This is a genomic window from Floridaenema aerugineum BLCC-F46 (genome assembly GCF_041929345.1).
Lineage (GTDB): Bacteria > Cyanobacteriota > Cyanobacteriia > Cyanobacteriales > Aerosakkonemataceae > Floridanema > Floridanema aerugineum.
The window spans coordinates 21,486-47,284 of the sequence record NZ_JBHFNQ010000227.1 but is presented as its reverse complement, the minus strand read 5'-3'; the positions used below and the strand labels follow the sequence as shown (position 1 = coordinate 47,284).

The window sequence follows — 25,799 nt, the reverse complement described above, 5'->3', positions numbered from 1 at the left end:
CCTTAGTATTTTTTATTTGCCAAAATAAATTGTTCCCGGCTTCAGCTTAATATCTCAATGCGACCTATACTACTAAATTTAGTAATAAAAGTTTGCAAACAAAGTTTAGTGATTTTATATATTTTATACATTTGTTATTAACAATAAATTCTTACCTTAAAGAAATATTATAGTAACTATGGCAATCTCTAGTGCAGCGTGATAGAAAAACAAGTAAAAAGCTGGGAAATCAGGAAGTAGCAACAACCTTAATTAGATCGCAAATTTCCAACTTACAGGGAGAATGAAAAGTGGATATTTTAATAGAACTATCTCTCTATATATTTGTGTTTTTCTTAGGTTCATGTTTTGGTAGTTTCCTCAATGTAGTCATCTACCGAATACCAGCAGAATTATCCTTACTTTATCCACCTTCTCGCTGCCCTAAATGCTTAAATCAATTAAAAGTTTATGATAACGTTCCGGTTTTTGGTTGGTTATGGTTGCGGGGGCGCTGTCGCTATTGTCGCAGCCAAATTTCTCCCCGCTATCCTTTAGTAGAAACTGCTACCGGAATCTTATTTTTGTTAGTTTTTTGGCAGTTCGGTTTTTCCTTACAAACTCTTGCTTATTGGGCATTTTTATGCTGGTTATTAGCCCTAGCTTTAATTGATTTAGATACCATGACTTTGCCCAATTCCCTAACTCAATCAGGTTTAATTATTGGTTTATTGTTTCAATTTTTACTCGGTTTTTTGCCCAATTCTAACTTAACTCAAGGAATCAATCAGTTAATGGCAGGTATAGTAGGCGCGGTTTTAGGAATTTGGATATTTGATGTGATTATTATTGTAGGTTCAATGATCTTTGGACAAGCCGCAATGGGGGGTGGAGATGCGAAATTAGCCGCTATGATGGGAGCTTGGTTAGGTTGGAAGTATTTATTGTTAGCTGGGTTTTTGGCTTGCTTAATTGGATCGTTTGTGGGTGGAGGAGCGATCGCTCTTGGCTTACTAAGCCGACGACAAGCTATGCCCTTTGGTCCTTTCTTGGCATTGGGGGCAGCAATAACTGTTTTCTTAGGCGAATTAATTTTAACAACCTATTTAAAAGTATTTTTTCCCTTGAGCTAAGAACTAGCTTGGCTTTGTTGACTGGGAACATTATTATGTATCACCACGACCCATTTACCTGTCTTGGGGTCACGATAAGTAGTAAATGGATTCGGCTTTAAGCACTTGTCGTAAATCTTCATCTGTTTATAGTCTCCCAATGGTAACTATGAAATATATTCTACTTTGACGCAGATTTCTAGTAGCGTGATTACTAGCAAGGAAACAATGTGACTTTTGTGCTGTTCAAATGTAACTTATATCACATAATAAGTGTGATTTGCTACTGGCATTAGCATCAAATATACTAAAATCTGCTGATTTTGCCTAGAGGTTGTGTTAGAATTGCTAAATGCCGAAAAATAAGGCAGGAAAAAACCGGCTCAGAATCCTCCCTTCCTTGGTTGAAGCAGAAAAAAATGGATGTTTATCCATCTAAGATCGAGTTTCCAAAGCAGTTTAAAGTGATGATATTCTGACTTAGTTAAAAAAAACTATTTTCATGTCTCTATTTGATTGGTTTGCAAATCGGAAGAAATCGAACAGCCCCATTAGTCGAGAACGGCAAGAAAGAGAAATTGCCGACGGACTATGGACAAAGTGTGAAGCTTGTGGTGTAGTGGCTTATACCAAAGACCTGAGAGCTAATCAGATGGTTTGTCGGGACTGTGGTCATCACATCAGAATTTACAGCAATGAACGCATCCGTCAGTTGATAGATCATAATACTTGGATACCGATGGATGAGGGAGTACATCCTACAGATCCGCTGCAATTTCGCGATCGCAAATCATACCGCGATCGACTGCGAGACACCCAAGAAAAAACGAGTTTAGTCGATGCAGTCAATACTGGAGTGGGACTACTCGAAGGCGAAAGAGTCGCCTTGGGAGTAATGGACTTCCGGTTTATGGGTGGCAGTATGGGTTCAGTAGTCGGTGAAAAACTGACCCGTTTAATTGAAAGAGGTACACTCGAACGCCTACCCGTAATCATCATTTGTGCCTCTGGTGGAGCCAGAATGCAAGAAGGAATGTTGAGCTTAATGCAGATGGCGAAAATCTCAGGAGCCCTAGAACGTCATAGAGAAGCGAAACTGCTTTACATTCCAGTATTAACTCACCCAACAACCGGAGGCGTAACTGCCAGTTTTGCCATGCTAGGGGATATTATTCTGGCAGAACCAAAAGCGACGATCGGCTTTGCAGGTAAAAGAGTGATCGAGCAAACCTTAAGAGAAAAATTACCAGAAGGTTTCCAAACCTCTGAGTATTTGTTACAGCACGGTTTCGTAGATGCGATCGTCCCTAGAACCAACCTCAAATCCACTCTAGCCCAACTAATCCGCCTCCACCGTCCCCAACTAACCACCCATCACGTCACCCGTTCAGGAGTGATAAACGTCGGTACAGAACGTTACGCACCAGTCTCTAGTCCAGAGTAAAACCTCTCTAGAAAGGCTTTCCGGCTCTAAGGAAAAGAAGGGCAAAGCAACTGGCGATCCCCCGACCCCCTTACCCAAGGGGGCTCATCGAAATTCCCCCCTTGGGTAAGGGGGGCTAGGGGGGATCTGGGTTTGGGCAACAGAGTGCGTAAGTCCTAGAACTTTTTAATTCTGCCTTAGAAAAGGTGCCGCTCAGTGGCATCATTATGAGAGAGACTCAATCTTTTGTAAAAAACCAGTATGGGTTTTGCTAATCTTTCGATAGCCGAAATCGCAGCCGACTACGACACATCTGTTACAGAAGTGTTGCAAATTTGCGATCGATTAGGCATTCCTTACAAAAACCCCCAGACTCGATTAGCTCTGGAGGATGCGAAGGCAATCATTTCCGAAATTATGGCTCATAGTCAAGGCTCAGGCACTAACCAGCAGGAAGATTTATTCTCGGAAAACCAGAATACAGATTCTTTGCCCGGTGATGTTGCTCCTGGGACACCTGCTGAGCCAGATCCATCTAGTAAACCCTAAGAATTGGTATGCTGAGCTTCTGTGTTCAACTGTTGAGGCAATACAGTTTTGCCAGAGTTCACTGAGATTGAGTCCTTAAAGAAAACTACAATCACGCTCGCCTTATTGTTTTGGGAGAACAATGCTAAAAAGATACTTCTGGCTTGCTGTGGCTACCCTGATCTTCACCTTTCAAATGATGGTGGGTAGTGCTTTTGCCACTGAACTCGATGTAGAAACCCGCACTGTGGCTAAGAATGCACAGGGCGATACGATAGTACTGACCCCGAAACAGGTAGAGAAAGGCAAACGCCTGTTTAATGCGGTCTGCTCTCAATGTCACAATGGGGGAATTACCAAAACTGACCCGAACGTAGGTCTAGAACCAGAAGCCCTGGCTTTGGCAACCCCACCCCGTAACAATATCGAAAGTTTGGTGGATTATATGAAAGATCCCACCAGCTACGATGGGGAATTTTCGATCGCAGAAATTCACCCAAGTAAGAAGAGTAGTGACATTTTCTCAGAAATGCGAGATCTTACAGATGAGGATCTCAAAGCGATCGCTGGTCACATTCTAATTCAACCAAAAATTGTCGGCGTTAAATGGGGCGGTGGCAAAATCTATTACTAAAGCCGCTTTCCGTTAGAGCAAAAAACCAAAATCAAAAGTCAAAAGAAACAGAAAATATTTCTCATTAGCTTTTTCTTTTGGCTTTACCCCCTCCGGGGAAAGCTCAGGTTAAATCCCTAAATTAATCGGCATTTGGTAAAGATTTTTTCTGTCTGGCTAACCAGAATTCCAGACTCATCTGTTAAAATCGCTGGCAAAATTTAAGATTATTCCAGCAATATTGTCCACTTGCTTGGTATTTTAATTTAAGGAAACCAAGTTCAATGGTAGTCTCAGGAGAAGATTATGAAATTTATGTCTGCAATTTGGCGGCGCATGAGTTTAGCATTATTGACTATGGTATTAGTCGCCAGTAGCTTCGTTGTGATGGCTTCTCCCGCATCTGCGGATACCGTTACAGTGAAAATGGGCGCAGATAACGGAATGCTATCTTTTCAACCCGCTAAAGTGACAATCAAACCAGGAGACACTGTGAAGTGGGTAAACAACAAAGTTCCTCCCCACAACGTAGTTTTTGATACAGCTAAAAACCCTGCTAAGAGTGCAGCTTTAGCAAAAACCCTGTCTCACAAAGGCTTGGTAATGAAACCAGGTGACGAAGTTTCGGTAACATTTCCTGCTAATGCTGCCGCTGGTGAGTACACTTACTACTGTGAACCCCATCGTGGTGCAGGTATGGTTGGCACAATTGTTGTCCAATAATAGCAGTTTCACCCGTTGAGTTACCTAACCTGCTAGTAGCAAAGGCGGCAACTATGTGATTCTCTATGGTTCATAAAAGTAAAGTACTTGCCAGAAGCATAAAATGTTCTTGGGCAATAATTTGATAGCTTGCTGAGTAGGTTGATGAGCCAAGGAGAAACACATTGAAAAAAATAGTCACAGTCTTATTGCTAACCATAGCAATATTGACTTTTGCTTTTAGTCGTCCTGCTCTAGCAGGAGATGCAATTATCGGGTCTAAGATCTTTAGTGCTAATTGCGCTGCCTGTCATTTGGGTGGAAACAATGTAATTATCGCTAATAAAAACCTGAAGAAAGAAGCTTTAGAGAAGTATGGGATGAATTCTCTCGAAGCTATTATCAATCAGGTAAAGAAAGGCAAAAATGCTATGCCAGCTTTTAGTGGTCGTCTTTCCGATAACCAAATTGAAGATGTAGCTACATACGTCCTACAGCAAGCCGAAAAGGGTTGGTAGAACGTTGGTCATGTAGTGTAATTTGGTGAGAAAATTTACAGAAATTTTACTTGAGGCAGTAGCCTTTTTCCTTAGTTTGGTTTTTCCTTACTAAGGGTTATTTTTTAGTTTTATTGTTTGTGTCACATTCCATTACTCACCCGAAGTTAGAAGGCAGTACCGCAAAAGGTGGGATATCCTTCAGGTAAATGTTTGTAAAGGAAAATTTTCAATGGTACCCCTTCGTGATGAGAATCCGACTGTAATCACTCCTTATGTGACTTATGGACTGATTATTGCTAATATTCTGGCTTTTGGATATGAATTGACTTTACCACCGCAACAACTACAAAGCTTTTTTCATATAGCAGCAGTAGTACCAAGGGAACTGAGTGCTAGTTTTGCTGGTGTGGCCATAAATCAACCATTGCCAGAATGGACAACATTAATTAGTTCTCAATTTCTCCATGCTGGTTTTGCTCATTTAATTGGGAATATGTTGTTTCTCTGGATCTTTGGTAACAATGTAGAAGAAGCTTTAGGTCATGTCAAGTTTCTGATTTTTTATTTAACTTGTGGGGTATTAGCAGGATTGGCGCAGTGGTTTTTTGCCAGGGAGTCGGGGATTCCGTCTTTGGGTGCTTCCGGTGCGATCGCCGGAGTTTTAGGAGCCTACATTCTCAAATATCCCAATGCTAGAATTCTCACATTTTTTGGATATTTCTTATTTTATGTTCCAGCTTTCTTCTTCTTAGGTCTTTGGTTTGTCCAACAAGCATTTTACGGCATTGCTAGTTTACAAGCTCCCGCAAATGTCGGTATGGAAAGCGGGGGAATCGCTTACTGGGCACACGCTGGCGGCTTTGTTTTTGGCGCAATTTTAGCACCAATTTTAGGTTTATTTGCGAATCAATCCCGCAATGAATCTAACTTTGGGTAGTTTTATCTCAATGGAGCAGGAAGACTCCCGTTACATCCTGCTGGATTAACGGGAGATGAATTGCGACCAACAACTCAGATTGAGCGAACGCGAATCCATGTTTTGTGCTAACTATGCTAAAATAAAAATGGTGATAGGTCGATTAACCATGATTGTCTACGAGTTCAAACTAAAGGGAAAAGTTGACCAGTACAAAGCGGTAGATGATGCTATCCGCACTTCTCAATTCATCCGTAACAAATGCTTAAGATATTGGATGGATAACATTGGTGTGAATAAATACGACTTAAACAAATACACCGCTAGATTGGCTAAAGAGTTTTCCTTTGCGAATGAACTCAACTCGACGGCAAGGCAAGCATCAGCAGAACGTTGTTGGTCTGGTATTGCTAGATTCTTTGATAACTGCAAGAAGAAGCTAAAAGGTAAGAAAGGTTTTCCCAACTTCAAGAAGAACCAACGCTCTGTAGAATACAAGAAATCAGGTTGGAAGCTTTCAGAAAATAGAAAAACCATAGCTTTTACTGACAAAAAGGGAATGGGAACTTTTAAACTGATAGGAACTCATGACCTGCACTTTTACCAAATAGACCAAATACAAAGAGTCAGATTGGTAAAACGTGCAGATGGCTATTACTGCCAGTTCTGCATCAGCGTGGATGTAAAACAGACAGTAGAGCCTACAGGAAAAACGATCGGTTTAGATGTTGGGTTAAATCATTTCTACGTTGATAGTGAAGGGAACAAAGTAGAAAATCCAAGGTATCTGAGGAAGTCTCAGAAAAAGCTAAAAAGATTGCAGCGTCGAGTATCCAAAAAGGTTAAAGGCTCAAAAAATAGGAGAAAAGCTGTTAACCGATTGTGTCGTCAACACTTAAAAGTTTCACGTCAGCGTAAAGACTTTGCAGTGAAGTTAGCAAGGTGCGTAGTAATGTCTAATGACATTGTGGCGTTTGAGGACTTGAAAGTGAAAAACATGGTGAAGAACCGTCACTTAGCTTCTTCAATTAATGATGCAGCTTGGTCATTGTTTAGGGAGTGGATAGAATATTTTGCTCTCAAGTTTGGCAAGGTTGCTATTGCAGTGCCACCTCACTATACTAGTCAAAACTGCTCTGGATGTGGTGCGACAGTGAAGAAATCCCTATCAGTTCGCACCCATGTTTGTAAATGTGGTTGTGTGTTAGACAGGGATAAAAACGCCGCAGTTAACATTTTAGTTAAAGCACTACAACTACTTGGCTATATATCAAATACGGTAGGGCATACCGAAATTAACGCTTCTGGAGAGACGACCCTCTACTTGAATCTGGAAACAGTTCTTAAGCAAGGTCACTCACTGAAAGAAGAATCTCACCTAAACAGCGTAGGGGTAATTCATGAATTACCCCTACGACGGTGAGAGTGTCAATTGGTTGGTACTTTGACTTCTTCCTGTTCCTGTTGGGTTGTTAAAGTTTCGCTTTCTGGTTCTGTAGCCATTAATTTTGGTTCTGGGAATAGAGGAGTTTTGGCGATCGCAATATCAGTACCATTAATAATACCGCCCAAGAAAGTGAGATCTTCCGATTCATTTAATTGTTCAGCAGCTTCAGCGAACATACTTTCTATGGTGTAACCAGGTCGAGCCACTAGTATAATGCCATCAGTCATGGGTTCTAATACAAAGGCATCATTGCAAAGACTTAAAGCCGGAGCATCAACCAACACCAGATCAAAACGACCGCGCACATCTTCTAATAAGCGACGAAACTCACTGGATTCTAGGATAGCTGCTGGTTGTTGTACTGGCCCTGGACTTGGTGCTAAGTATAAGTTTTCCACCTCTGGCACCAACCGGATACAATCACTCCAATTACTGTAGTAACGTAGGGGTTCGATCGAGGCATCGGGATCGGGGGCGACTTTGACACTTCTGGCGAGGGATGACGATCGCAGATCCGCCTCGATAATCAAAGTCCGCTTACCTGCTCTGGCAGAAGTAATAGCCAAATTATAAGCACTGACGCTCTTTCCTTCCTCATTAGTAACACTAGTTAACAAAATTACCTTCACTGGATCTTCACTAGCACGACGCAAATTAGTCCGTAACCGTTCATAAGGCTCCAGATAAGGCGAATGAGGAGCTAAAATAATCGGTGTTTCTCCGAACTCTGAATCTGGATCGGCGATCGCCACATAAGGCAGAATTCCCAACACAGCTATATCCCGTTGCGCCATTGCTGCACGGATATCTTCCATAGTTTGGAATATGCCACCCAGAGAACCCAACAAGAAAATAATTGCCCCACCGACAACTATTCCTACCAAACCTCCAGCCCCAATAATAATAATCGGATTCGAGGTTTCTTTCGCTAATTTATTAACTTGAGCCTCTCCCTCTGGAATCCAACTACTCACAGTCTCCGCTTCTGCTGTTTGAGCATCCGCCAAACTTGCTTGCATCTGACTGTAGACATTTTGCTTAAGCTGCAACTTTTCTTGTAACCTTGCTTGCTCTAGCTGCTTGTTAGGAATAGTAGCGTATTCCCGTCTTAATTTTTGTTCTTGCTCGATTACAGCCTTTAGTTGCTGTTGTAGGGTTTCTTTTTGAGTTTGCAAACCTACCAGTTGATTTGCCAGTGTTTGTCTGGCTGGATCGAGATTACTATCTTGCCGAACTTCATTAGCACTTTTGAGTGGTGCTGCTACACCATTACCACCAATCACTTCTGAAGCACGCTGTCTGAGCAATTCTTCATAAGAATTGATCTGTTTCCGAAGCTGAATAATATTGGGATGTTTTGGTCGCAAATCTTTCTTGAGAATTTCCAACTGAGATTCTGCTTGGTAAATTTGCACTCTTAAATTAGCAATAATTGGGTCAGCACTGAGAGCAGAAGAGGCGTAAGCTTGGTCTGGATTTAATCCTAACCTTTGTTGTAAACTTGCTATTTGAGTATCAATTCCTTGTAATTGAAATACTATTGCTGACTGCTGTCCTTGGCTAGCCAATATCGATTGCACTAAACTACCATTCTTAGCGGCTAATAAAACTGAACCTTCCCGTTTAGTGTATTGCTCCAAATTCCGTTCGGCTTCTCTTAGTTCCTTTTCTACAGCTGGTAAACGTTTGTTAATTTCGTTAATAATAGCCATTAAGCGAGCCGTATTGATTTTGCGACTGAACTTACTGGTTTCTTGTAACACTGCGTTCACTACATTTTCGGCTCGTTTTTCATCTGTATCGGTGTATCTAACAGTTATTCTTGGCGTTGGTGCTGGTTCATTTCTTCCTGGTGCTTTGGGTAAGCTGATATCTATTTTTCTGACTAATTGTTTAACCTCTACCTTTGCCTGCTGTGCCACTGATGAAATTACATCGTTATTTTTGATCAATTTTGGGGAAGCTACTGGCTGTTGAATGTCGGTTGCTGTTTTAGAAAAAACTACGGTTGGGGGATTAGCAACCAAGGTGCCTTCAGCTTGGTATTCTGTTGGGGGTACTGGTTGTTTAGCGACGACAAAGGATGCTCCGGTAACTAACACAGCAGCGGCTAATCCAGTCCATTTATGTTGATTAAAGGCGATGATGTAACGTTTAAGAATTGGTAAAGTCATAATGAATTGGTGGTTTATTTAAAGTTTTTTCTCTTGGTTATTTCTACTTATTAATCTACTAACTATTATTTCTATATTATCTATAGTATTCCGTATCTTTTAGTTGCCATTGTTGCCACCTCCGGGGCGGAACAGATTGGTAGCATTATCGGTTAATTCTTGGAAGAAGAGGAGAAATCCTAATATATCGCGGAAAGGTTGGGTAAAGATGTTGAGGGCAAAGGTAATTCTGCCTACTAGGTTGCGACCAACGACTATGACATCATTATCTTGGAGTGGAATATTTTGAGAAGCGTCGCCAAAGAGGGCGCGTCTAGCGTTGAGTTCTCGAACGATCGCTCTTCCTCTTTCTCGATCGAACCGAATCACAGCTACACTATCTATGTCACTACCTTGTAGAGAGACACCAGCCGCCGTGAAGGCATCTAAGAAGCTACTGCCATTGGCAACAGCAAGATTGCCTACTGTTTGGTTGGGATAACTTAAAATCCGAATATTAATAGTTGGCTGAACTAAGTTGGAAGTGGCTACTAGTTGACGATTGTAATTTTGGTCGCCTCCTACTTGCAGTCTGGGCACGATTACCGAATCGCCATCTTCTAAACGCAGGTCAGGAATCGGTTCTCCGGCTACTAAGGGAGTAAACAAATCTACTCTTTGTTCAATAAAAGAACCATCTACCAAAAAACGGCGAATCAACACTTGTCGTAAGTCGGCTTGAGTGGTGCTACCTCCTGCTGTCAATAACGCGGTGGAAACGCGGGATAAACCGCCAACCAGACCATAAAGACCTGGGCGGACTACTTCACCTGTTACGGAGATTTGGACGGGACGTTGTGCTGCTAATCCGACGGTGACTACGGGATCGATGACAAATTGATTGTAAGCGGCACGAATTTTTTCTGTGACTTCTTCTATAGTTAGTCCTCTGACTGAGAGATTTCCGGCTAGTGGTAGGATGATATTTCCTTCTGGCCCTACTACTGCTTGGACGCTGAGTTCGGGAAATCGGGGTACTGCGATCGCCAATACATCTCCTGGGCCTAAACGATAAGGTCTAAACTGGGGATTAGGTCGAAAGGGTTGGGGTGTCTGCTGAAGTTCAAAGGGAACTACTGGTATGGTGATTGGTGGTTGGGGAGTCAAGGGACTAACCGATGGATCTACCCTTTGGATTTGATTTTGACCTACCAACAATCCCTGGGATAAGCTTACAGGAAATATTTGTTCCCTGTTCCCTATTACTGTTTCTCTTCCCCAGCTTTTTTGCCCCAACCACAGAATAGAACTAGCGGTAAGCAACAAGGTGCTGCTGGTGTGAATTCCCAGTATAGAGAGGGCTTTGAAATGTTGGCGAAAGAAAACCCCTTTCATGTTTGCGAAATTTTAATTTTTCTTTCTTTGCAATGAACTGGACATGAGTGCAGTTTGCACGGCTTGACCCAAAGATTTAGCTTGGGGTAATACTGGTTCGATGTCACCCAATGGTTCGATGGGGATTTGGATGCTAACTGCGACCCAAGGAATGCGCTTTCCTTGCCATTGGGCAATTTGGTCTGACCAAAACCAACTGGCTGGGTCTGGGCTTCCTCCTGAATACCAAGCGTACCATTGTAATACAGCAAAAGTTTGTTGCCGATTCCAACCACGAAAGTATTTAGCTTTGACTGTGGTTGGTTGTGGATGTTCGCCATTTGGGGGTATGGTAAACTCTACTGTACGATCGCGATCGGTTTGCCAACGTTGAAATCCTTTAACATCAACCCATTGCACCTGCGGTTGATCTTTATCATCTTTTTGCGGACGTAGCAAGAGAATAGCAGTAGTTTGCGGGTCAATTTGCACTTCTTGGTATAACCATTTTTCCCCACTGACTGGTACTTCTTTGCTGATTTTGGTTTGCCATCCCGGAATTTCTAACCCTTTTTGGCGGATTTGCCTCATTTGAGAAATTGTTGTCACTGGTAATGGTTTTTCCCAAGACCAGTGTTTTTGCAAGTATCCGGGAACTGCTCCTACTAAGAGTAAAATTATCAAGAATAGGAGCAGAATAATTTGGTTTAGTTTAATATTTTGTTTCGCGAGTTTCATCAACATGGGTAAGAGAAAGTTTTGAGTTTTGAGTCAGAGAGTTTTGAGTTAGGGAGAGTTGGGTGAGTTTTGAGTGAGAGAGTTATTACCTTCTTTCCTACTCATCAGAGTTATTAGTAATTTCTGTTTGCTCGGAGTCAATGGGAAAGTATTTTTCCATGCTATTGATTAGTAAGACTAATAGACCTAGCATACAGGCGGAATAGATATCACCACCGCTACCGTCATGTAACCATTTGAAGGCTTGTTCGTTACCTGTGCCGTGAAAATATGTTAGTAGTGTATTGCGAATAATGTTGGCGATGACGCTGATTGAGGCGGCGCTAATTAAAAAGATGATGCTGCGAGTGCGCGATCGCCAAACTCCTGTCCAATAAAGTAACATTAATCCTACATACAAACTGGTAAATAGCATTTTCAATCCAGCACAGTGAGGTGCTACTTCCACTATTTGCCCACCTACATATAAGTTAATTTCTTCTACCACTACCGGAATGCCAAATTGTGTCAAAATAAACCCAGCCACCGCAGCGATAAAGCTTTGTAATGGTAAGGCATAAGGTTCTATTAAGTAGGGAATTTGGTTAGCAGTGGCTAAAAATACAAACAATAGTGGGAATCCTTGTAACTTTAATCCGGGAATACCTTTTAACCACAAACAGAGCCCAGCTAAAATTAGCGGAAATGATAAGTTAACAAAGTCAGTTAAACCACTCACATAAAAGATGCCACCGATAATTATAAATCCGGCTGCTAAAGGATGAAAATTATCTGGTAAACGATGCCATTTTTTGCGATTTAACCAAGCTATATAAGCAGCAAAAGGTAAACCAATTAAGCCATGACTAAAATATTCATGAATGATGCCAATATCTTTTTTTAGCCAGCCTTCGTACCAATGCCACAATAGCGGTACATACATCAATGCCAAAACAGTTGATATGGCAATTACTACTAAATTATTCTCAATTTTATGGCGAAGTGTGAGCTTTGGTTGCATAATTAGTCATTAGTCATTTGTTGTTAGTTGTTCGGAAAATTGGTAAAGGTACGTTGTTGGGCGGTGTTAGCAATAGTTTATAGGAAAAAACCCACAAAAAAAAAAATTAAAATAATGTTTTTGTTTTTTGACCACCCGATAGTAAAAATATTATTTAATTCTTATTGGGTTTTTATTTGTTCGTAAATTTGTTAATGTTCGTTTGTGGCGCTTTCTGCCCTATTTTTTTGCTAACACCCCGCAACAACATACCTTGAAAATGCTTGTTTGTGTTGTGACACGCAGCTTTAGTCCTATAGTAATTAGATAGCACCCAATAATTCGTCTATTACTTCTACAACTTGCTTAACTTGAGTTTGACTCAATCCGGGGTACATTGGCAAGGAGAGAATTTGTTTTGCTAATGTTTCGGCAACGGGAAAATCTCCTTCTTGATAGCCTAAATATTTGTAAGCTGGTTGGAGATGGCAAGGTAGGGGATAATGGATTCCTGTTTGAATGCCCAGTTCTGCTAATTTGGTTTGTAGGGTTTCTCGATTAATGGGGCAATTTTCCGTAATCCGAACAACGTAAAGATGGTAAATGTGTCCGGTTTGACTTTGATTTTGAATTGGAATAATACCTTTATTTTGTAATGGAGTAAACAGTGAATCGTATTCTTTAGCTGCTGTGTTGCGTTGTAAGTTCCACTGTTTTAAATGTGGTAATTTCACGTTAAGTACGGCAGCTTGCAAAGTATCAAGACGGCTGTTAGTACCATATTCTGTGTGGATGTATTTTTGTGGTGCGCCGTAGTTGCGTAATGAACGCAATTTTTGTGCTATATCTGCATCATTAGTAACAACTATTCCGCCATCTCCTACTCCGCCTAAATTTTTACTGGGATAAAAGCTAAAAGCGGCTGCTTTACCAATACTTCCGGCGATATAACCTTCTCTTTGAGCTAAATGTGCTTGGGCTGCATCTTCAAAAATTAGCAGATTATGGGCAGCGGCGAAATCTTTTAGTTGTTGTGGCGAAACCATTTGCCCGTAGAGATGTACTGGTAAAATGGCTTTGGTTTTGGGTGTAATGGCTTTTTCGGCGGCTTTCAGGTCGATTAATGCGGTTTCGCGGTCGCAATCAACTAAAATTGGGGTGGCTTGGGCGTGGAGCACACCGATTAAGGTGGCAATAAAGGTGTTTGCTGGTAAGATTACTTCATCACCTGGGTTAATGCCAGAGGCTTGTAGTCCTAGTGCGATCGCATCGGTTCCACAAGCTACTCCAACTGCGTATTGTACACCGCAAGCTGTAGCAAAAGCTGTTTCAAATTCGGCTAAGGCTTTTCCTAAAACGAAGTCGCCTTTGTGGAGTACACTTTGGATCGCCTGTTCGATTTGACCTTGAATTGGTTCGTGTTGTAGGGTTAAGTCTACAAAAGGTACCTTGACTGCGGTGTTAATCATAATTTGCTTTAGGGCTTAACAATAGTTAGGTGTGTTAAAAAAGCCACCTTATTTAGTTATCGACTATCTTGGGGATTTTGCCCAGTCTAAAATAGTAAAGAGTTGATAAATTTATGTATTAATTTTTAATATATTTGGAAATTTTTAGAGTAAGAGTGATTTTTGGCGATCGATCTTTGTGAATGTTGCGGCTAAATACAAATTCGACTGTTCAGGTTGCTAATTTATTGCTAGTTTTGACAAACAGCAATGAAATTTCAGTGAACAGTTGTGCCTTGTTTTGGCAAAAGTATAGTAGATTTTCGGAGGTTGTTTAATTAGTTAGCTATCAAAATAGGAGATTTTTTAAATATCAATCCCATCCCATAATTCAGATAGAGGAAAAGTTTGCCCTGCTTTTGTTTGACGAAGTGAATCCTTTAAATCTTCGAGTATTTTTTCCTGGGGTTCTGCTTCATCAATTTGCTCAACTTGATCCGCTAGATTTTGCCAAGATTGGAGGAGATTTTCCCAAACTTCTAGAGGTACTAATACGCTTGTTGTTTCGCCGTTAGTATTAGTAACATATTGTACAAGCTTGCGAAGATTTGCGATCGTCATTTTGTCATCCCTGCGGTTACATACATAATCATAACAACTCAGTTCTAATGGGCTTGTAGATAGTGCGATCGTGTTTAGTTGGCTCAAAGCCTAACGCACGCTACAGGATTGGTGATCGCACTTGACGCATCATCCGAAGGAAACCCCACAAGTATAGCTCTCATTACTCATTGGGAAGAGATTGACAGTGAGCTACAAGTAGTTCATTATACAAAGAGAAGGGATATTACCCCAGGTATTTTTCCTATGGCTCTCACAAATCAGAGTATGGCTCGCTGCTTACATCTGTAGCTTGATATCTCTTCACTAAAGTTTTGTATCTTAAGTAGGTCAATAAGCGTGAAACTCCCCATTCAAAAAATCCTTTTTGGTAGCCCAGGAACCGGAAAAAGCCACAGGGTTAATTATGAAATTATTATTCATGATTTAAGAATAGATGAATCATTATATCCAGAAAATGTTATTAGAACAGTTTTCCATCCTGAGTACACTTATGGTGACTTTATGGGAAAATTGATGCCGATTACGAAATCTAGCAACGTAGAATATAACTTTTATGAAGGGCATTTCTTAAAGGCATTGGCACAAGCTTACAGAAACATACTTTCCCAAAAAGATGGAGAAGAACCAAAAAATGTTGCGTTGGTTATAGATGAGATTAACCGTGGAAACTCATCGGCAATTTTTGGAACAACTTTTCAACTTTTAGATCGAAGGCAGGATGGTTGGTCTGATTATCCAATCAATCTTTCCATACTTGAAATAGATAGAATTTTAATTCTAATAGGGTTTGAAGAAGGAGGAAATGTTGGGTTTTATAAATACGGCAGAAGTAAAACTCCTAAATCAATAGAAGAGTATCAGGACATTCTTGCAAAAGCAAAAATAAAGATTAATTTAATTGGTAGTACAATTGTCGGTGGATCTATTCGCATCCCACCTAACTTGTCTATTCTCGCCACTATGAACACCTCGGACAATTCCATTTACTTTATGGACAGTGCCTTCAAGCGACGTTGGGATTGGGAATTTGTCAACTGGGATGATAGTAAACCTCCTGCTGCAACATACGGTACAGGAGGTACTTTGGATAACTATGAGTGGGAAAAGCTAATCAAAAACCTTAATAGCTTTATAAAAAGTAATCATGGATTTATTCGTGGGATTGAGGACAAGCAAATTGGCAAATACTTCATCAAAGACCATGTAACTGCTGAACAGATCCAAAATAAACTGATGTTTTTCCTATGGGATAGTGTTTTTAACCGTGACAAAAAACCGCTTGTAGACCTTCTGAAGGTGGAAAAGAATAATCTCGTAACATTTGGAGATTTCACTAAGCTACATAATGAGTTCATCAAAGAAATAATGAACTTAGATACTTGAATTTCTATTAAGCCTAATTAATCATAAATATTGCCTTCTGTTTTTTAACGCTCCATGTTTGACTTTTCAAGTTTTAAGTTAATTAAAAATTCCAACGACTCTTTTGTTGGAATCCGTAAATCTGCTTTAGAAGATGGCTACGAGTTTTGTCTGCCAAACGGCTTTGAGAATTTTCCAGATGGTAACTTTGACGAAGTGCGGGATTTGTTTTTCAAAATGTATCGCACTTTCCGCAAATTTGAGCGTGACAATAAAGATACTAACCGACTCGAGACAAACAAACGTGAATATCAAATAGATCAAGATCAGACGACTATTTCTTCTGGTGGAATTAGTATGCAAACGGAAGATGGGGAAGTTTGTGTACTCTATAGCAAGATTAAAATGATTGAGCGGGTATTGGAAGCCTACGATGACTTGGCTATCAACTCGATTCAAAAGAAAGCCAGACGTAGTGAAGATATTGATTATTCTCAAATCCACAAATACTTAGATCGTGCTATTTATTTGGATAAGGATGTAATTTATGTCGAGGCGATGGATTTGCCTCACCTAACAGTGCGCTATGGAAGTGCTGACATAGTGAACCTATATTGTTATATTCTCGATGAGATTGTACAACAGTTAGAAAATGATGTACCAGATAAAATTAAAGCACGCATTCAAGATATCCGCTTTTTTGCTCAACGGTTTCAAGATGACTACCTGACCAGCAATCAATCAATTTTTGGCAAAGACACTTTTGCCGAAACTATTAGCATCCTTAAAGAAGCACTGGATAATATAGACAAAAATACATATTACAAAGATGATGACTATTGGAAACTTTATGAAGCTATTGAAATATTCCTATACGGCGAAATAAATCCAAATAAAAATGATGGCGATTACTGGGGAATAAAAGGGTTTTCCCTGGTTTGGGAGGATATGTGTCATACTTATTTCTTTAAAGAATTCCGCAATGAAATCTGCTATGCAGATACAGATATCCCTTTAAAAAATCCTCCCAATCCTTCATTACAAAGGCAAGGCGAAGAACGCCAACGAGTTGGCAACAACAAAACGCATCAAGGAACTGGCTATGGCAATCAATGGATTTATTGCACAATATCGGATATTCCATATCCTAAGAGAAAAGGTTATTTTGGATGGAATGAATTACTTTGTATCGAGTTTGATACTAAACATGGAGATCTTGTCTACTCAAACAGAGGATATGATAACTTTGAAGCGCGAGATAGAAGTCGAGCAATGCGTCGTTTTCCACGTCCTGATTTGGTTTTGAAGCTAGAAACAAAAAATGGAGCGAATATAAAAATATTTGATTATAAAGATGTACCTATTGATTTTTATATAAATCCTTCCTTATTGTCACCCAAATCTGTAAAAAAATATAAGGAAGATACGGTTAAGCAGCTTACCTATGAATTTGCTCTTGAGCAGACCCATACCGTTGTAGAAAACGTATTTTTTATTCCTTGGTATTACGGCGCAGAACCTCAGCCTACTTTGGGAGAAACGCAACCTAATCTAAACATTAAAGGAATCAAGGTATTTAAGGCTAATTTCTTTCTAATTCAAAAAATATATCTAGAGGAAAATTTATGATTCACGAAATAAATGTTATAGGAATTTCATCTGAAAGGTTAGCTTTTGAAAGCAAGTATGTTCCTTTAATCTCATTTAATGATGAAGAACAGAAAGAAGCTGTTGAGAATTATATAATTGATGAAGCAAATAAATTTTTTTCAGAAATATTAAGGCAACCCTTTCATAGTTTAGTGCCGCTACCTTATCCAAAACTCATTACAGAAAAAGATTTTGAAAAAATTGATATAAGCTATTTTTATGAAAATTTTTTCAACGACTTAGAGCGTAACGATAATGGTAAGTTAGAAGCTAAAATTAAATGGGGCATCACTTTTGATGAAAAGTGTACTCCGATTCAGGTACGTTACCTAAGCCCATACTATGCCGACGAAAAAGAAAAAGCGAAACCTTCTAGTTGGGATAAAAGGAATAAGCGTCATTACCGTCGATACGGCACTATAGGCATAAATGGAACTCCGGTTTTTTACTATATTCATTTTTCAATTCAGGAAATATTGGATGTAATTAAGAAATTACCGAACAATTAAAACTGACAATCTTATCAACTTGCAGGTAGTATCACTAGTGTAATTACTCTGTCGCTATTAGTGTTTTCTGATAAAAGCAGATATGTTGAAAATGATCGCCTCCTACCCGAAAACCTAAACTAACAAAGCATCCAAGTTATACTGGTTAGCAAATTCCGATCGCACTTCCCCAACATACCAATCATCTAAACTCAAAAACTCAGACAATTCTTGATAGTTAAAATTAGCATAATTTGTGATATAATATAAAGCAATTTGCTATAATATTTCTGGTAAATGTTAATCCAATGGTTCTCCAAGCAAGGTCGATCGCAGCCAAACCAACTGTCACCTGGGAACCCCTACCAGCTAACTTCGTATTACCCGACGATCCAGTGGAAAATACTCAACAACCTTCTCTGGCAGCGGCTCTCACCGATGCACTAGGAGCGGCTGATTTTATCCATCCAGAAATGCTAATTGCCTCTAATTTAGCACTAGTCGCAACTGTCAATAAAAATATTGTAGTCAAAGCGCCAGATTGGTTTTATGTGCCGCAAGTGCAGCCTGTTGCAGAAGGAGTAATTCGCCGTAGTTATACTCCTAATATTGAGGGTGCTAACGTTGCAGTTGTGATGGAGTTTCTGTCAGAAGCAGAGGGAGGAGAACTATCAATTCGATCGACTCCGCCTTATGGCAAACTCTACTTTTACGAACAAATTCTGCAAATACCAACTTATGTCACTTTCGATCCCTACGAAGTTAGTTTAGAAGCGCGTTATTTGCAAGATGGACAATATGTTTTACACTCACCAAATGAGCAAGGTCGAGTGTGGATTCCACAATTAGAATTATATCTGGGAATTTGGTCGGGAGAACGATTAGGACAAACGATGAATTGGCTACGTTGGTGGGATAATTCAGGTAATTTGTTGTTGTGGAGTTCTGAACAAGCGGAACAAGAACGCCAACGCGCTGAAAATGCGATCGCACAACTAGAAGCAGAAAAACAACGATATCAAAGTTTAATAGAACGATTACGAGAAAAAGGAATTGACCCAGAACAATTATAAGCAATTAATCGCAGAAATCTCATAAAAACCCGGTTTCTTCAAGAAACCGGGTTTTTGCTATGATAATTGAAGCAATTAATACAAGTATGACCGCAGTCAGCGCCAAACCATACTAAAAATAATAACTATAAATAGGAGTAATTATGCCCAGTTTTGATGCCAATCCTGCCAATATTGGCGATTTGCTGCAAATTATTCGGGATGGTTACGAAATTAACTTGATGGCAGGAGAATACAAAGGGCCATTTATTATTGAAAAAGCGATCGCCATTCGCGGAAATGGTGCAGATACAGTTATTTTTACAGCTGATGAACCAGCAATAATCGTCAAAGTTGCAGGGGTGCGAATTGAGAATTTGGCGATCGCACGCACGGTGGGAGGCGATAAGGGAGAAGTGGCGCTTTTGGCAGAAAAAGGGACTTTACCTATTTTAGAGCAAGTTCGATTGACTGGAATAGCGGAAAATGTTCGTTGGTCAGGTGTTAACTGGGATATTCCGGCGGTTTTGGATTTTGGGGAAGTGGAAAGCGATCGCTTAGTGCAGCGTTCTTGGCAATTACAAATTGGCGCACCTTGCGAAATTGTATCCGATCTTAGTTGGCTTAATGTACAGCAAAATTACTTATCTCCAGGGTTACAAAATATCGAGATTAGTTTGAACTCCAAAGACATTTTGCCAGGAACAAATTTATCAGGTTTTATATTTTTAGCTGACTCGGAAGAGATTCGAGAAATTGAAGTTACTGCCACAGTTAAAGCAACCTCTAATTTGCCATATCGAGAAAGCATTCTTACTAGGGAAAGTGAGTTAGAAGAGTTAGTAACGGAAAAGTTTGGTTATCGCTTTGTTGGGGAGAATGGAATTAATAATTTGATTAGCGATCTCGAAGGAAAAGCGGCGATCCAAAGGTATTTTGATTTTGGGGAAAAACGCGATCGCGCCGAAGAATTACTAGATAAAATTGTCGGAGAAGAACCACGTTTATTTTACCTGCGTCGTCGGGGAGAGGGACAGGAAATTGGGGAAGAAAAATGGGAATTGACACTTGCAACCGATCGCGATGATGTGGAATTACCAACCATCCTTAAAGAAAGGGAAAAAACCTTAAATTTGGTGGCAGTTATCAGTCAAGATGGATATGGCGGTTTGCGGATTTTATCGGCGCGATTATTATCAGCAGATAAGGGAAAAGTAGATGCTTTTAGCATACCTTATCAGATTCGGTTGTTGCGCGATCGCCAATACCGGATTGGCATACCGCGATCGGTTATTTCCCAGATGGCAAATGTACCTTTCTGCGGCGATCATCTACCAACAGAAGAACAGTTACAAGCTTGGAAAACCTTTTTAAATATTGAAGAACGCATGGCTAAAGAACGGCAATTTTGCGTTCCTTTTATTAATCATAACTATGGTTCAGCAACTCGGAAAATCACCTTTGAAATTGATGCGAGTAAAGCGACTATTGATAGTGTTTCTGGAGATTTTATTAAAGCAGATAATTTTTGGCAACGAGCGGCGAAAGCACGGAATGAAGATATTCAACTTTTGGAAATAGAACCTGATAGTAACGGCGAAAAAATTGAGTATAGATTAGGAAGTGTGGAAGAGATCGATCGAGAAAAAAATTTGCTTCGCATCAGGATAGATGCCGAAATTGTCGATCAAATAATTGAAGGAAATTATCAAATCCCCAAACGCGGATTTTTATCTTTCGAGGCAGCAGGCGATTTAAGTCAAATTAAACGAAAGAAAAGAGCATTAGAAGAACTACAAAAAGGAAACGCACAAAATCCTTATTTAGGTGAATTTTTCTTCGATGCTGCTAAAGCAAGACCTCTGCAAAGACAGATTAAACTAAAACCGGAAAATTTGTTATTACCCGCTGCTAATCCTGACCAAATTGCCGCAGTTGAAGCGGTACTTTCTGCGGATGATTTGGTGCTAATTCAAGGGCCACCAGGTACGGGAAAAACAACAGTAATTGCCGAAATTTGTTATCAAATTGCTTTGCAAGGTGGCAGAACTTTGATTGCTTCCCAAGCAAATTTAGCAGTAGATAACGCACTCAGCAGATTAATTCATAGTCCGGTAATTCGTGCTTTGCGAAAAGGTCGTGCAGAGAGAGTTGAGGAAGAAGGATTACCATTTTTAGAAGAACAAGTAATTGGTACTTGGCTGAAAAATACGGCAGAAGATTGCGAAAAGCGGTTGTTGAAAAGAAAAGAGAATATCGAGTTTTTTCGTCAGTTGTTGGCATCAGCAGAAAAATTTACCAGTTATTTGAAAGCGGAGGAAACTGTTGAGCGAAACCAAAGAACTTGGCAGAGTCGCTTGGTAAGGACTAAGGCAGAAGAGAGAGAAATAATCAGTCAAATTTCGGAGATTAAAGCACAAGAAACTCAGATTAATTCGATTGTTTCCGGTTTAAATTCTCTGCTAAAATCTGCTAATTCAGTTAATTGGGAAAATCCAGAGGTATTCTATTTATTAGAGCGGTTAAAGAAATCGGCAACTAATGATAATTCTTTAAAAGAATACATTGCTAATGTGCAAGCATCGGTAAATTTAGCTAAGAGAATGGGTTTAGTTTCTCCAGGCGATCGCGAAACATTTGGGTTAGCTGCTTGGTTGCGGGATACTGTTCCTAATTGGGTTTCGGAAGCTGAAAGGGGAGTAGGGGAAGCTAAGAGTGCGATCGCATCAATTAACGAAACTCAAAAAGCTGTACAAACTTATCAGCAATATTCTGCCAACGTTGCTCAACTGCAAAGAAACTACCAGCAAATGTTGACAGAACAACAAAATATTCAAACTCACAAGTTCGATCGAATTTGGCAACAGATAATTGAAAATATTCAGTTGGGAGCTATCAAAGCATTATTGAGTCAGCATGGTTGTTTGCTCTCATACAATGGCGAAACAGTGCAAATAGGTATTAGCTCTCAGGGATTATTGAAATTAGCGCAACAGAAATTACCCGATATTAAAGTTGCTGTTGTCAAAGTTTTTAATCGAGATTTAAAAGTAGGATTAGTAGTAGGAAATGCGAACTCACAAAGCGGATCTACTCAGCTATTTAATGAAGATTTAGCTAATCTGAAAATACAAATGTCTGAGTCTCAAAGGCAATTAGAAAATTTGCGTCAACAAGCTGGGATAAAAGCTAGTCGTTGCCGATCGCTTTTAACCGAATTAAAACAGTTTGCCAAATTGCCGGAAACTTTACGCACTATCGTAGAAAGATGTTTGCAAAGTACTTCAATGTCAACTGTTTTAGCAGAATTACCAATATTATCGGCGCAAGTGAGTGACTGGGAAAACGGTATTACTAATTTGAAAAGGTTGATTTCGTTATTAGATCCTTTGGTGGCACTAGCAAATATTAAAACTAACCTGAATCACGATATTTCTAAGTTACAAGAAACTGGGGAAACTGCCAACGGAAAACTGAAAGAATTACAAAACAAACTGCGGGAAATAGAAGCGCAATTAAAACAGAAACCTTCAGAACAATTAATTAGCGATCGCAAATGGTGGGAGTCAGCATGGCAAGCAATACCCGATCGACTAAAACCACCAATTCCCTCAACAGGTTTATCCGATCCAGACTTTTTACGCACCGTAAAAGCGCAATTCGACGCTTGGCAAACAGAATTAGAAAAAGAAGAAGCTTATCTCAGTCGCTACGAAAACCTCGTCCAAGATTGGATTCAAAAATTACGCAATCCCTCAGCACAAGATCGCACCGAATTACGCCGAACTTATATTGATAATGCTAACGTTATCGGCATTACTTGTGTGCAAGCTGCGGGATATAGTTTTGCCAGAGAATTCAATAACTTTGATGTAGTAATTATCGATGAAGTCAGTAAATGTACGCCGCCAGAGTTACTAATTCCGGCATTAAAAGGCAAGAAATTAGTGTTAATTGGTGACTATCGCCAGTTACCGCCAATGCTGCATGAAAATAGCATCGAAGAAATTGCCGAAGAAATGGGAAGTACTAGAGAAGAAATGGAATTTTTAGAAGAATCTTTGTTTAAAAGACAATTTGAAGCTGCATCAGAAAGTATCAAATCCAGGTTAACAATTCAGTATCGAATGCACCCAATTATTATGGGTGCTATCAATCAATTTTACGCTCATCGATTGGAATGTGGAATTGTTGATGTCGATCGCCAACGCGCACACAATCTAAACGGCAAAATTATCCAAGAAAATCACCATTTGATTTGGGTAAAAATGCCATTAGAAGAAGGTTTTGCGGAAAGACAAGAGGGAACTTCTAGAGTTAATATTAAAGAAGTGGATGCGATCGAACTTTTGTGTCAGGAAATGGAAGCAGCTTGGTTGACCAAAGTTGCAGAAGGAAATCCCCGCAAAGAAATCGGTATCATTACGTTTTATGGTGCTCAATTGAGACTAATTGAAGAAAGAATCAACCCAAAAAACTTTCCCTCCCTGCAAATTAGAACAGGTACAGTTGACCGATTTCAAGGTATGGAACGCGCCGTAGTTATTGTTAGTATGGTTCGCAATAATAGCAAGAGAGATGTAGGATTTGCCAAAAAGTTAGAACGGGTAAATGTTGCTTTTTCTCGCGCACAAGAGTTACTAATAGTTGTCGGTTGTCATTCCTTATTTACTCAGGAAGCGCGGGGAGTTGGTAGGATGTATTCTAATATTTCTGATATCGTGCGTCGTCATGGAGGATTAATTGATGTTTCTAGCATCCTCTCCTAAACCAATTGATGCCAATCTAAAAGAAACAGCAGACAAAATTGAGCAGCAAAGTCCAGGTTTATCTGTCTTGGCGGCGCGTCAATTTCGCTATGGTGTCTCGCAAGTTTCACTAGAGGTTACTATTAGCGAACCTCGGAAATTTAATGTATTGGAAGAGTTCATTCTTCGCGCTGGAATTGAACTTGAACCGCCACCAAAGGTGGATGAATTAGCAACTGTACTCGGACTCGATCGGGTATTTGTGGAAAATACTACTCGAACTCTGCGAAGTTTACAGACTTTAGCTTGGACGACTGATGGATCGATCGCACTTACCCCCCAAGGAAGACAATTTTATGCTCAAGGTTCTGTTCCCCAACCCCCACAAACTAAACAAATTTATGCCATTACAGATCCACTAAATTGTAATCTTTTTTTTCTAGCTTCTGCTTTGGAGGAAACCAAAATTGACTTGCCAGAATTGGAGGATTTTATGGCGATCGAGAATAGATCGCCTGATATTTATTCCTTGTCACTTGCAGAATTTCAGCAACTAATAGAAGCTTCCAGTTTAGGACTTCACGCACCGAAAGAAGGCAAAATCATCACCGAAGCAAGTATCATAGATGAACCAATAAATATCTGGCAATCTATCTCAATATTCGTAATTTTTGACTTACTTGAAGATAAAATAAACCTGCAAGTTAGACGCGGTAAGCAAGTTTTAGAATATCCCTCAACTTGGTTGAATGTTATACAACAAGCAGGGATGATTTCCTTACAAGATTTGTTCTCTCTGAGTGAAGAAACTATTGCCAGCGAACGCAATCTCTTAATGGAAGCGAAGAATGCAGAAGTTGAGGCAAGAATTGAAAAGATTAATCATATAGCAATTGAAAATGTTCTCGAAAATCGGACTAATCCACAAGCAAATAAAACTGCCTTAATTGCTGATAAAGGTAGTGTTATTTTGTTGCGAGACAGTCAGATTCGCACAGCGTTTTTAGATACTTTAAAATCGGCGCGTCAAGAGATACTGATTTTTTCCCCTTGGGTGAGTGAAGAAGTAATAGATGATGAATTTATCAAGCTGCTGGAGAATCTTGCTAAACAGGGAGTTTCAGTTTTAATTGGTTATGGAATTGCCCGAAAACAGGAAGAAGAAGAACGACAAATTACCCCAACTCTTCAAGAAAAACTAACCGGAATTAAAACCCCAGATAATTTACCAGCGGTGCAGATATTTTGGTTAGGAAATTCTCATGCCAAGGAAGTAGTAGTCGATCGCAAAATTCACTTATGCGGTTCTCACAACTTCCTTTCTTATCGCGGAGATAGACTCCCCAGGGGAGAAACTGTTTATAAAGTAACTATTCCCGAACAAGTTCAAGAAGCTTACCAATTTCTCGCCAGTCGATTCAACAAACAAGCGCAAAAATTATGGAAAAATGCCTTAAAAATGGGCAATGAACAATCTGCTGAAGCTGCGATTTGCGTATGGTTTACACTCAGTATGGAGGAAGAAGCATTAAAACAGCTACAGCAAAATAACTGGTTGAAATTGTTACCGATTTGGTTGAAGTTAGGATTTCAAGGATTAAAATCGAAAAAGATATCATCTGATTCTGAGTATTTTCCAACGGCGCTTTCTTTGCTGACCCAGTTTTCAGGAGAAGATGCAAATATTGAGTTATTGCGAGAAGGTTGGCGAAAAGTTATTGGTGCGATCGCTACTCAAAATCCTGACCAAGCTGTAAAATTATTAACTGATGAAATATGGACAGAGTTTACCCGCCTTGGGATTGCAGAGTCGCCTATTGATTCACCGCAAAAATTCATCGCAAAATATGTTTTAGAACAACAAGAAGCTAAGAAACCGACAAAAAATAAGTCTCAAACTGTTTCCCAGAAAAAAGGTAGAAAGAAAAATTGAAGGTTTTTATTTAAAGGTTCCATTCTTGCA

General features: G+C 39.8%; 20 protein-coding genes. 14 read left to right on the top strand and 6 right to left on the bottom strand.

Going from position 1 to position 25,799, the window contains the following annotated elements; all coding sequences use genetic code 11:
• Positions 1 to 290: 290 nt before the first annotated feature.
• The 8 genes from ACE1CC_RS31975 (at position 291) to ACE1CC_RS31940 (ending at position 7,196) form a co-directional block, all read left to right on the top strand.
• Positions 291 to 1,112, top strand: coding sequence for a prepilin peptidase (locus ACE1CC_RS31975; RefSeq protein ID WP_413274476.1), 822 nt, complete (start codon positions 291 to 293; stop codon positions 1,110 to 1,112).
• A gap of 481 nt (positions 1,113 to 1,593) precedes the next feature.
• Positions 1,594 to 2,535 (top strand): acetyl-CoA carboxylase, carboxyltransferase subunit beta, encoded by a 942-nt coding sequence (accD, locus tag ACE1CC_RS31970; protein WP_413274475.1) that lies wholly within the window; start codon positions 1,594 to 1,596, stop codon positions 2,533 to 2,535.
• 240 nt (positions 2,536 to 2,775) lie between these two features.
• Positions 2,776 to 3,063, top strand: a complete 288-nt coding sequence (locus tag ACE1CC_RS31965) for a hypothetical protein (RefSeq protein ID WP_413274474.1) — start codon at positions 2,776 to 2,778, stop codon at positions 3,061 to 3,063.
• Between the two features lie 121 nt (positions 3,064 to 3,184).
• The gene (gene psbV / locus ACE1CC_RS31960; protein WP_413274473.1) at positions 3,185 to 3,676 is read left to right on the top strand and encodes a photosystem II cytochrome c-550; all 492 of its coding nucleotides are present in this window, start codon (positions 3,185 to 3,187) and stop codon (positions 3,674 to 3,676) included.
• Between the two features lie 285 nt (positions 3,677 to 3,961).
• Positions 3,962 to 4,378 carry a plastocyanin gene (gene petE, locus ACE1CC_RS31955; protein WP_413274472.1) on the top strand — a complete coding sequence of 139 codons (417 nt, stop codon included), beginning with the start codon at positions 3,962 to 3,964 and terminating at the stop codon, positions 4,376 to 4,378.
• A 164-nt stretch (positions 4,379 to 4,542) separates the two neighbouring features.
• Positions 4,543 to 4,875 carry a cytochrome c6 PetJ gene (gene petJ / locus ACE1CC_RS31950; RefSeq protein ID WP_413274471.1) on the top strand — a complete coding sequence of 111 codons (333 nt, stop codon included), beginning with the start codon at positions 4,543 to 4,545 and terminating at the stop codon, positions 4,873 to 4,875.
• 211 nt (positions 4,876 to 5,086) lie between these two features.
• Complete coding sequence (locus ACE1CC_RS31945) at positions 5,087 to 5,794, top strand: rhomboid family intramembrane serine protease (protein WP_413274470.1); 708 nt, start codon at positions 5,087 to 5,089, stop codon at positions 5,792 to 5,794.
• A gap of 148 nt (positions 5,795 to 5,942) precedes the next feature.
• Complete coding sequence (locus ACE1CC_RS31940; protein WP_413274486.1) at positions 5,943 to 7,196, top strand: RNA-guided endonuclease InsQ/TnpB family protein; 1,254 nt, start codon at positions 5,943 to 5,945, stop codon at positions 7,194 to 7,196.
• Positions 7,197 to 7,201: 5 nt separating this feature from the next.
• Here the strand turns inward: ACE1CC_RS31940 and ACE1CC_RS31935 are convergent, their stop codons facing one another.
• From ACE1CC_RS31935 to ACE1CC_RS31910, 6 genes are all read right to left on the bottom strand, one after another.
• On the bottom strand, positions 7,202 to 9,394 hold the full coding sequence (locus ACE1CC_RS31935; RefSeq protein ID WP_413274469.1) for a GumC family protein: 2,193 nt from the start codon (positions 9,392 to 9,394) through the stop codon (positions 7,202 to 7,204).
• 99 nt (positions 9,395 to 9,493) lie between these two features.
• Positions 9,494 to 10,768 (bottom strand): polysaccharide biosynthesis/export family protein, encoded by a 1,275-nt coding sequence (locus ACE1CC_RS31930; RefSeq protein ID WP_413274468.1) that lies wholly within the window; start codon positions 10,766 to 10,768, stop codon positions 9,494 to 9,496.
• A 12-nt stretch (positions 10,769 to 10,780) separates the two neighbouring features.
• Positions 10,781 to 11,491, bottom strand: coding sequence for a cyanoexosortase B system-associated protein (locus ACE1CC_RS31925; RefSeq protein WP_413274467.1), 711 nt, complete (start codon positions 11,489 to 11,491; stop codon positions 10,781 to 10,783).
• 91 nt (positions 11,492 to 11,582) lie between these two features.
• The gene (crtB, locus tag ACE1CC_RS31920) at positions 11,583 to 12,485 is read right to left on the bottom strand and encodes a cyanoexosortase B (protein WP_413274466.1); all 903 of its coding nucleotides are present in this window, start codon (positions 12,483 to 12,485) and stop codon (positions 11,583 to 11,585) included.
• Between the two features lie 302 nt (positions 12,486 to 12,787).
• The gene (locus ACE1CC_RS31915; protein ID WP_413274465.1) at positions 12,788 to 13,933 is read right to left on the bottom strand and encodes a DegT/DnrJ/EryC1/StrS family aminotransferase; all 1,146 of its coding nucleotides are present in this window, start codon (positions 13,931 to 13,933) and stop codon (positions 12,788 to 12,790) included.
• A 345-nt stretch (positions 13,934 to 14,278) separates the two neighbouring features.
• Positions 14,279 to 14,620 carry a hypothetical protein gene (locus ACE1CC_RS31910; RefSeq protein WP_413274464.1) on the bottom strand — a complete coding sequence of 114 codons (342 nt, stop codon included), beginning with the start codon at positions 14,618 to 14,620 and terminating at the stop codon, positions 14,279 to 14,281.
• A gap of 252 nt (positions 14,621 to 14,872) precedes the next feature.
• On the opposite strand from ACE1CC_RS31910, the gene ACE1CC_RS31905 reads away from it, so the two are divergent.
• The 6 genes from ACE1CC_RS31905 to ACE1CC_RS31880 all read left to right on the top strand — a co-directional run bounded on the left by ACE1CC_RS31905 (position 14,873) and on the right by ACE1CC_RS31880 (position 25,769).
• Positions 14,873 to 15,919 (top strand): restriction endonuclease, encoded by a 1,047-nt coding sequence (locus ACE1CC_RS31905; RefSeq protein ID WP_413274463.1) that lies wholly within the window; start codon positions 14,873 to 14,875, stop codon positions 15,917 to 15,919.
• Positions 15,920 to 15,973: 54 nt separating this feature from the next.
• The gene (locus ACE1CC_RS31900) at positions 15,974 to 17,527 is read left to right on the top strand and encodes a hypothetical protein (protein ID WP_413274462.1); all 1,554 of its coding nucleotides are present in this window, start codon (positions 15,974 to 15,976) and stop codon (positions 17,525 to 17,527) included.
• Complete coding sequence (locus ACE1CC_RS31895) at positions 17,524 to 18,057, top strand: hypothetical protein (protein ID WP_413274461.1); 534 nt, start codon at positions 17,524 to 17,526, stop codon at positions 18,055 to 18,057. The genes ACE1CC_RS31900 and ACE1CC_RS31895 overlap by 4 nt, the downstream gene beginning before the upstream one ends.
• 287 nt (positions 18,058 to 18,344) lie before the next feature.
• Positions 18,345 to 19,109: a Uma2 family endonuclease gene (locus ACE1CC_RS31890; RefSeq protein ID WP_413274460.1), complete on the top strand. Its 765-nt coding sequence runs from the start codon at positions 18,345 to 18,347 to the stop codon at positions 19,107 to 19,109.
• Positions 19,110 to 19,252: 143 nt separating this feature from the next.
• A complete protein-coding gene (locus ACE1CC_RS31885) occupies positions 19,253 to 23,857 on the top strand; it encodes an AAA domain-containing protein (protein WP_413274459.1) in 4,605 nt (1,534 codons plus the stop codon).
• Positions 23,835 to 25,769, top strand: a complete 1,935-nt coding sequence (locus ACE1CC_RS31880) for a phospholipase D-like domain-containing protein (protein ID WP_413274458.1) — start codon at positions 23,835 to 23,837, stop codon at positions 25,767 to 25,769. Before ACE1CC_RS31885 ends, ACE1CC_RS31880 begins: the two co-directional genes overlap by 23 nt.
• The last annotated feature ends 30 nt before the right edge of the window (positions 25,770 to 25,799 follow it).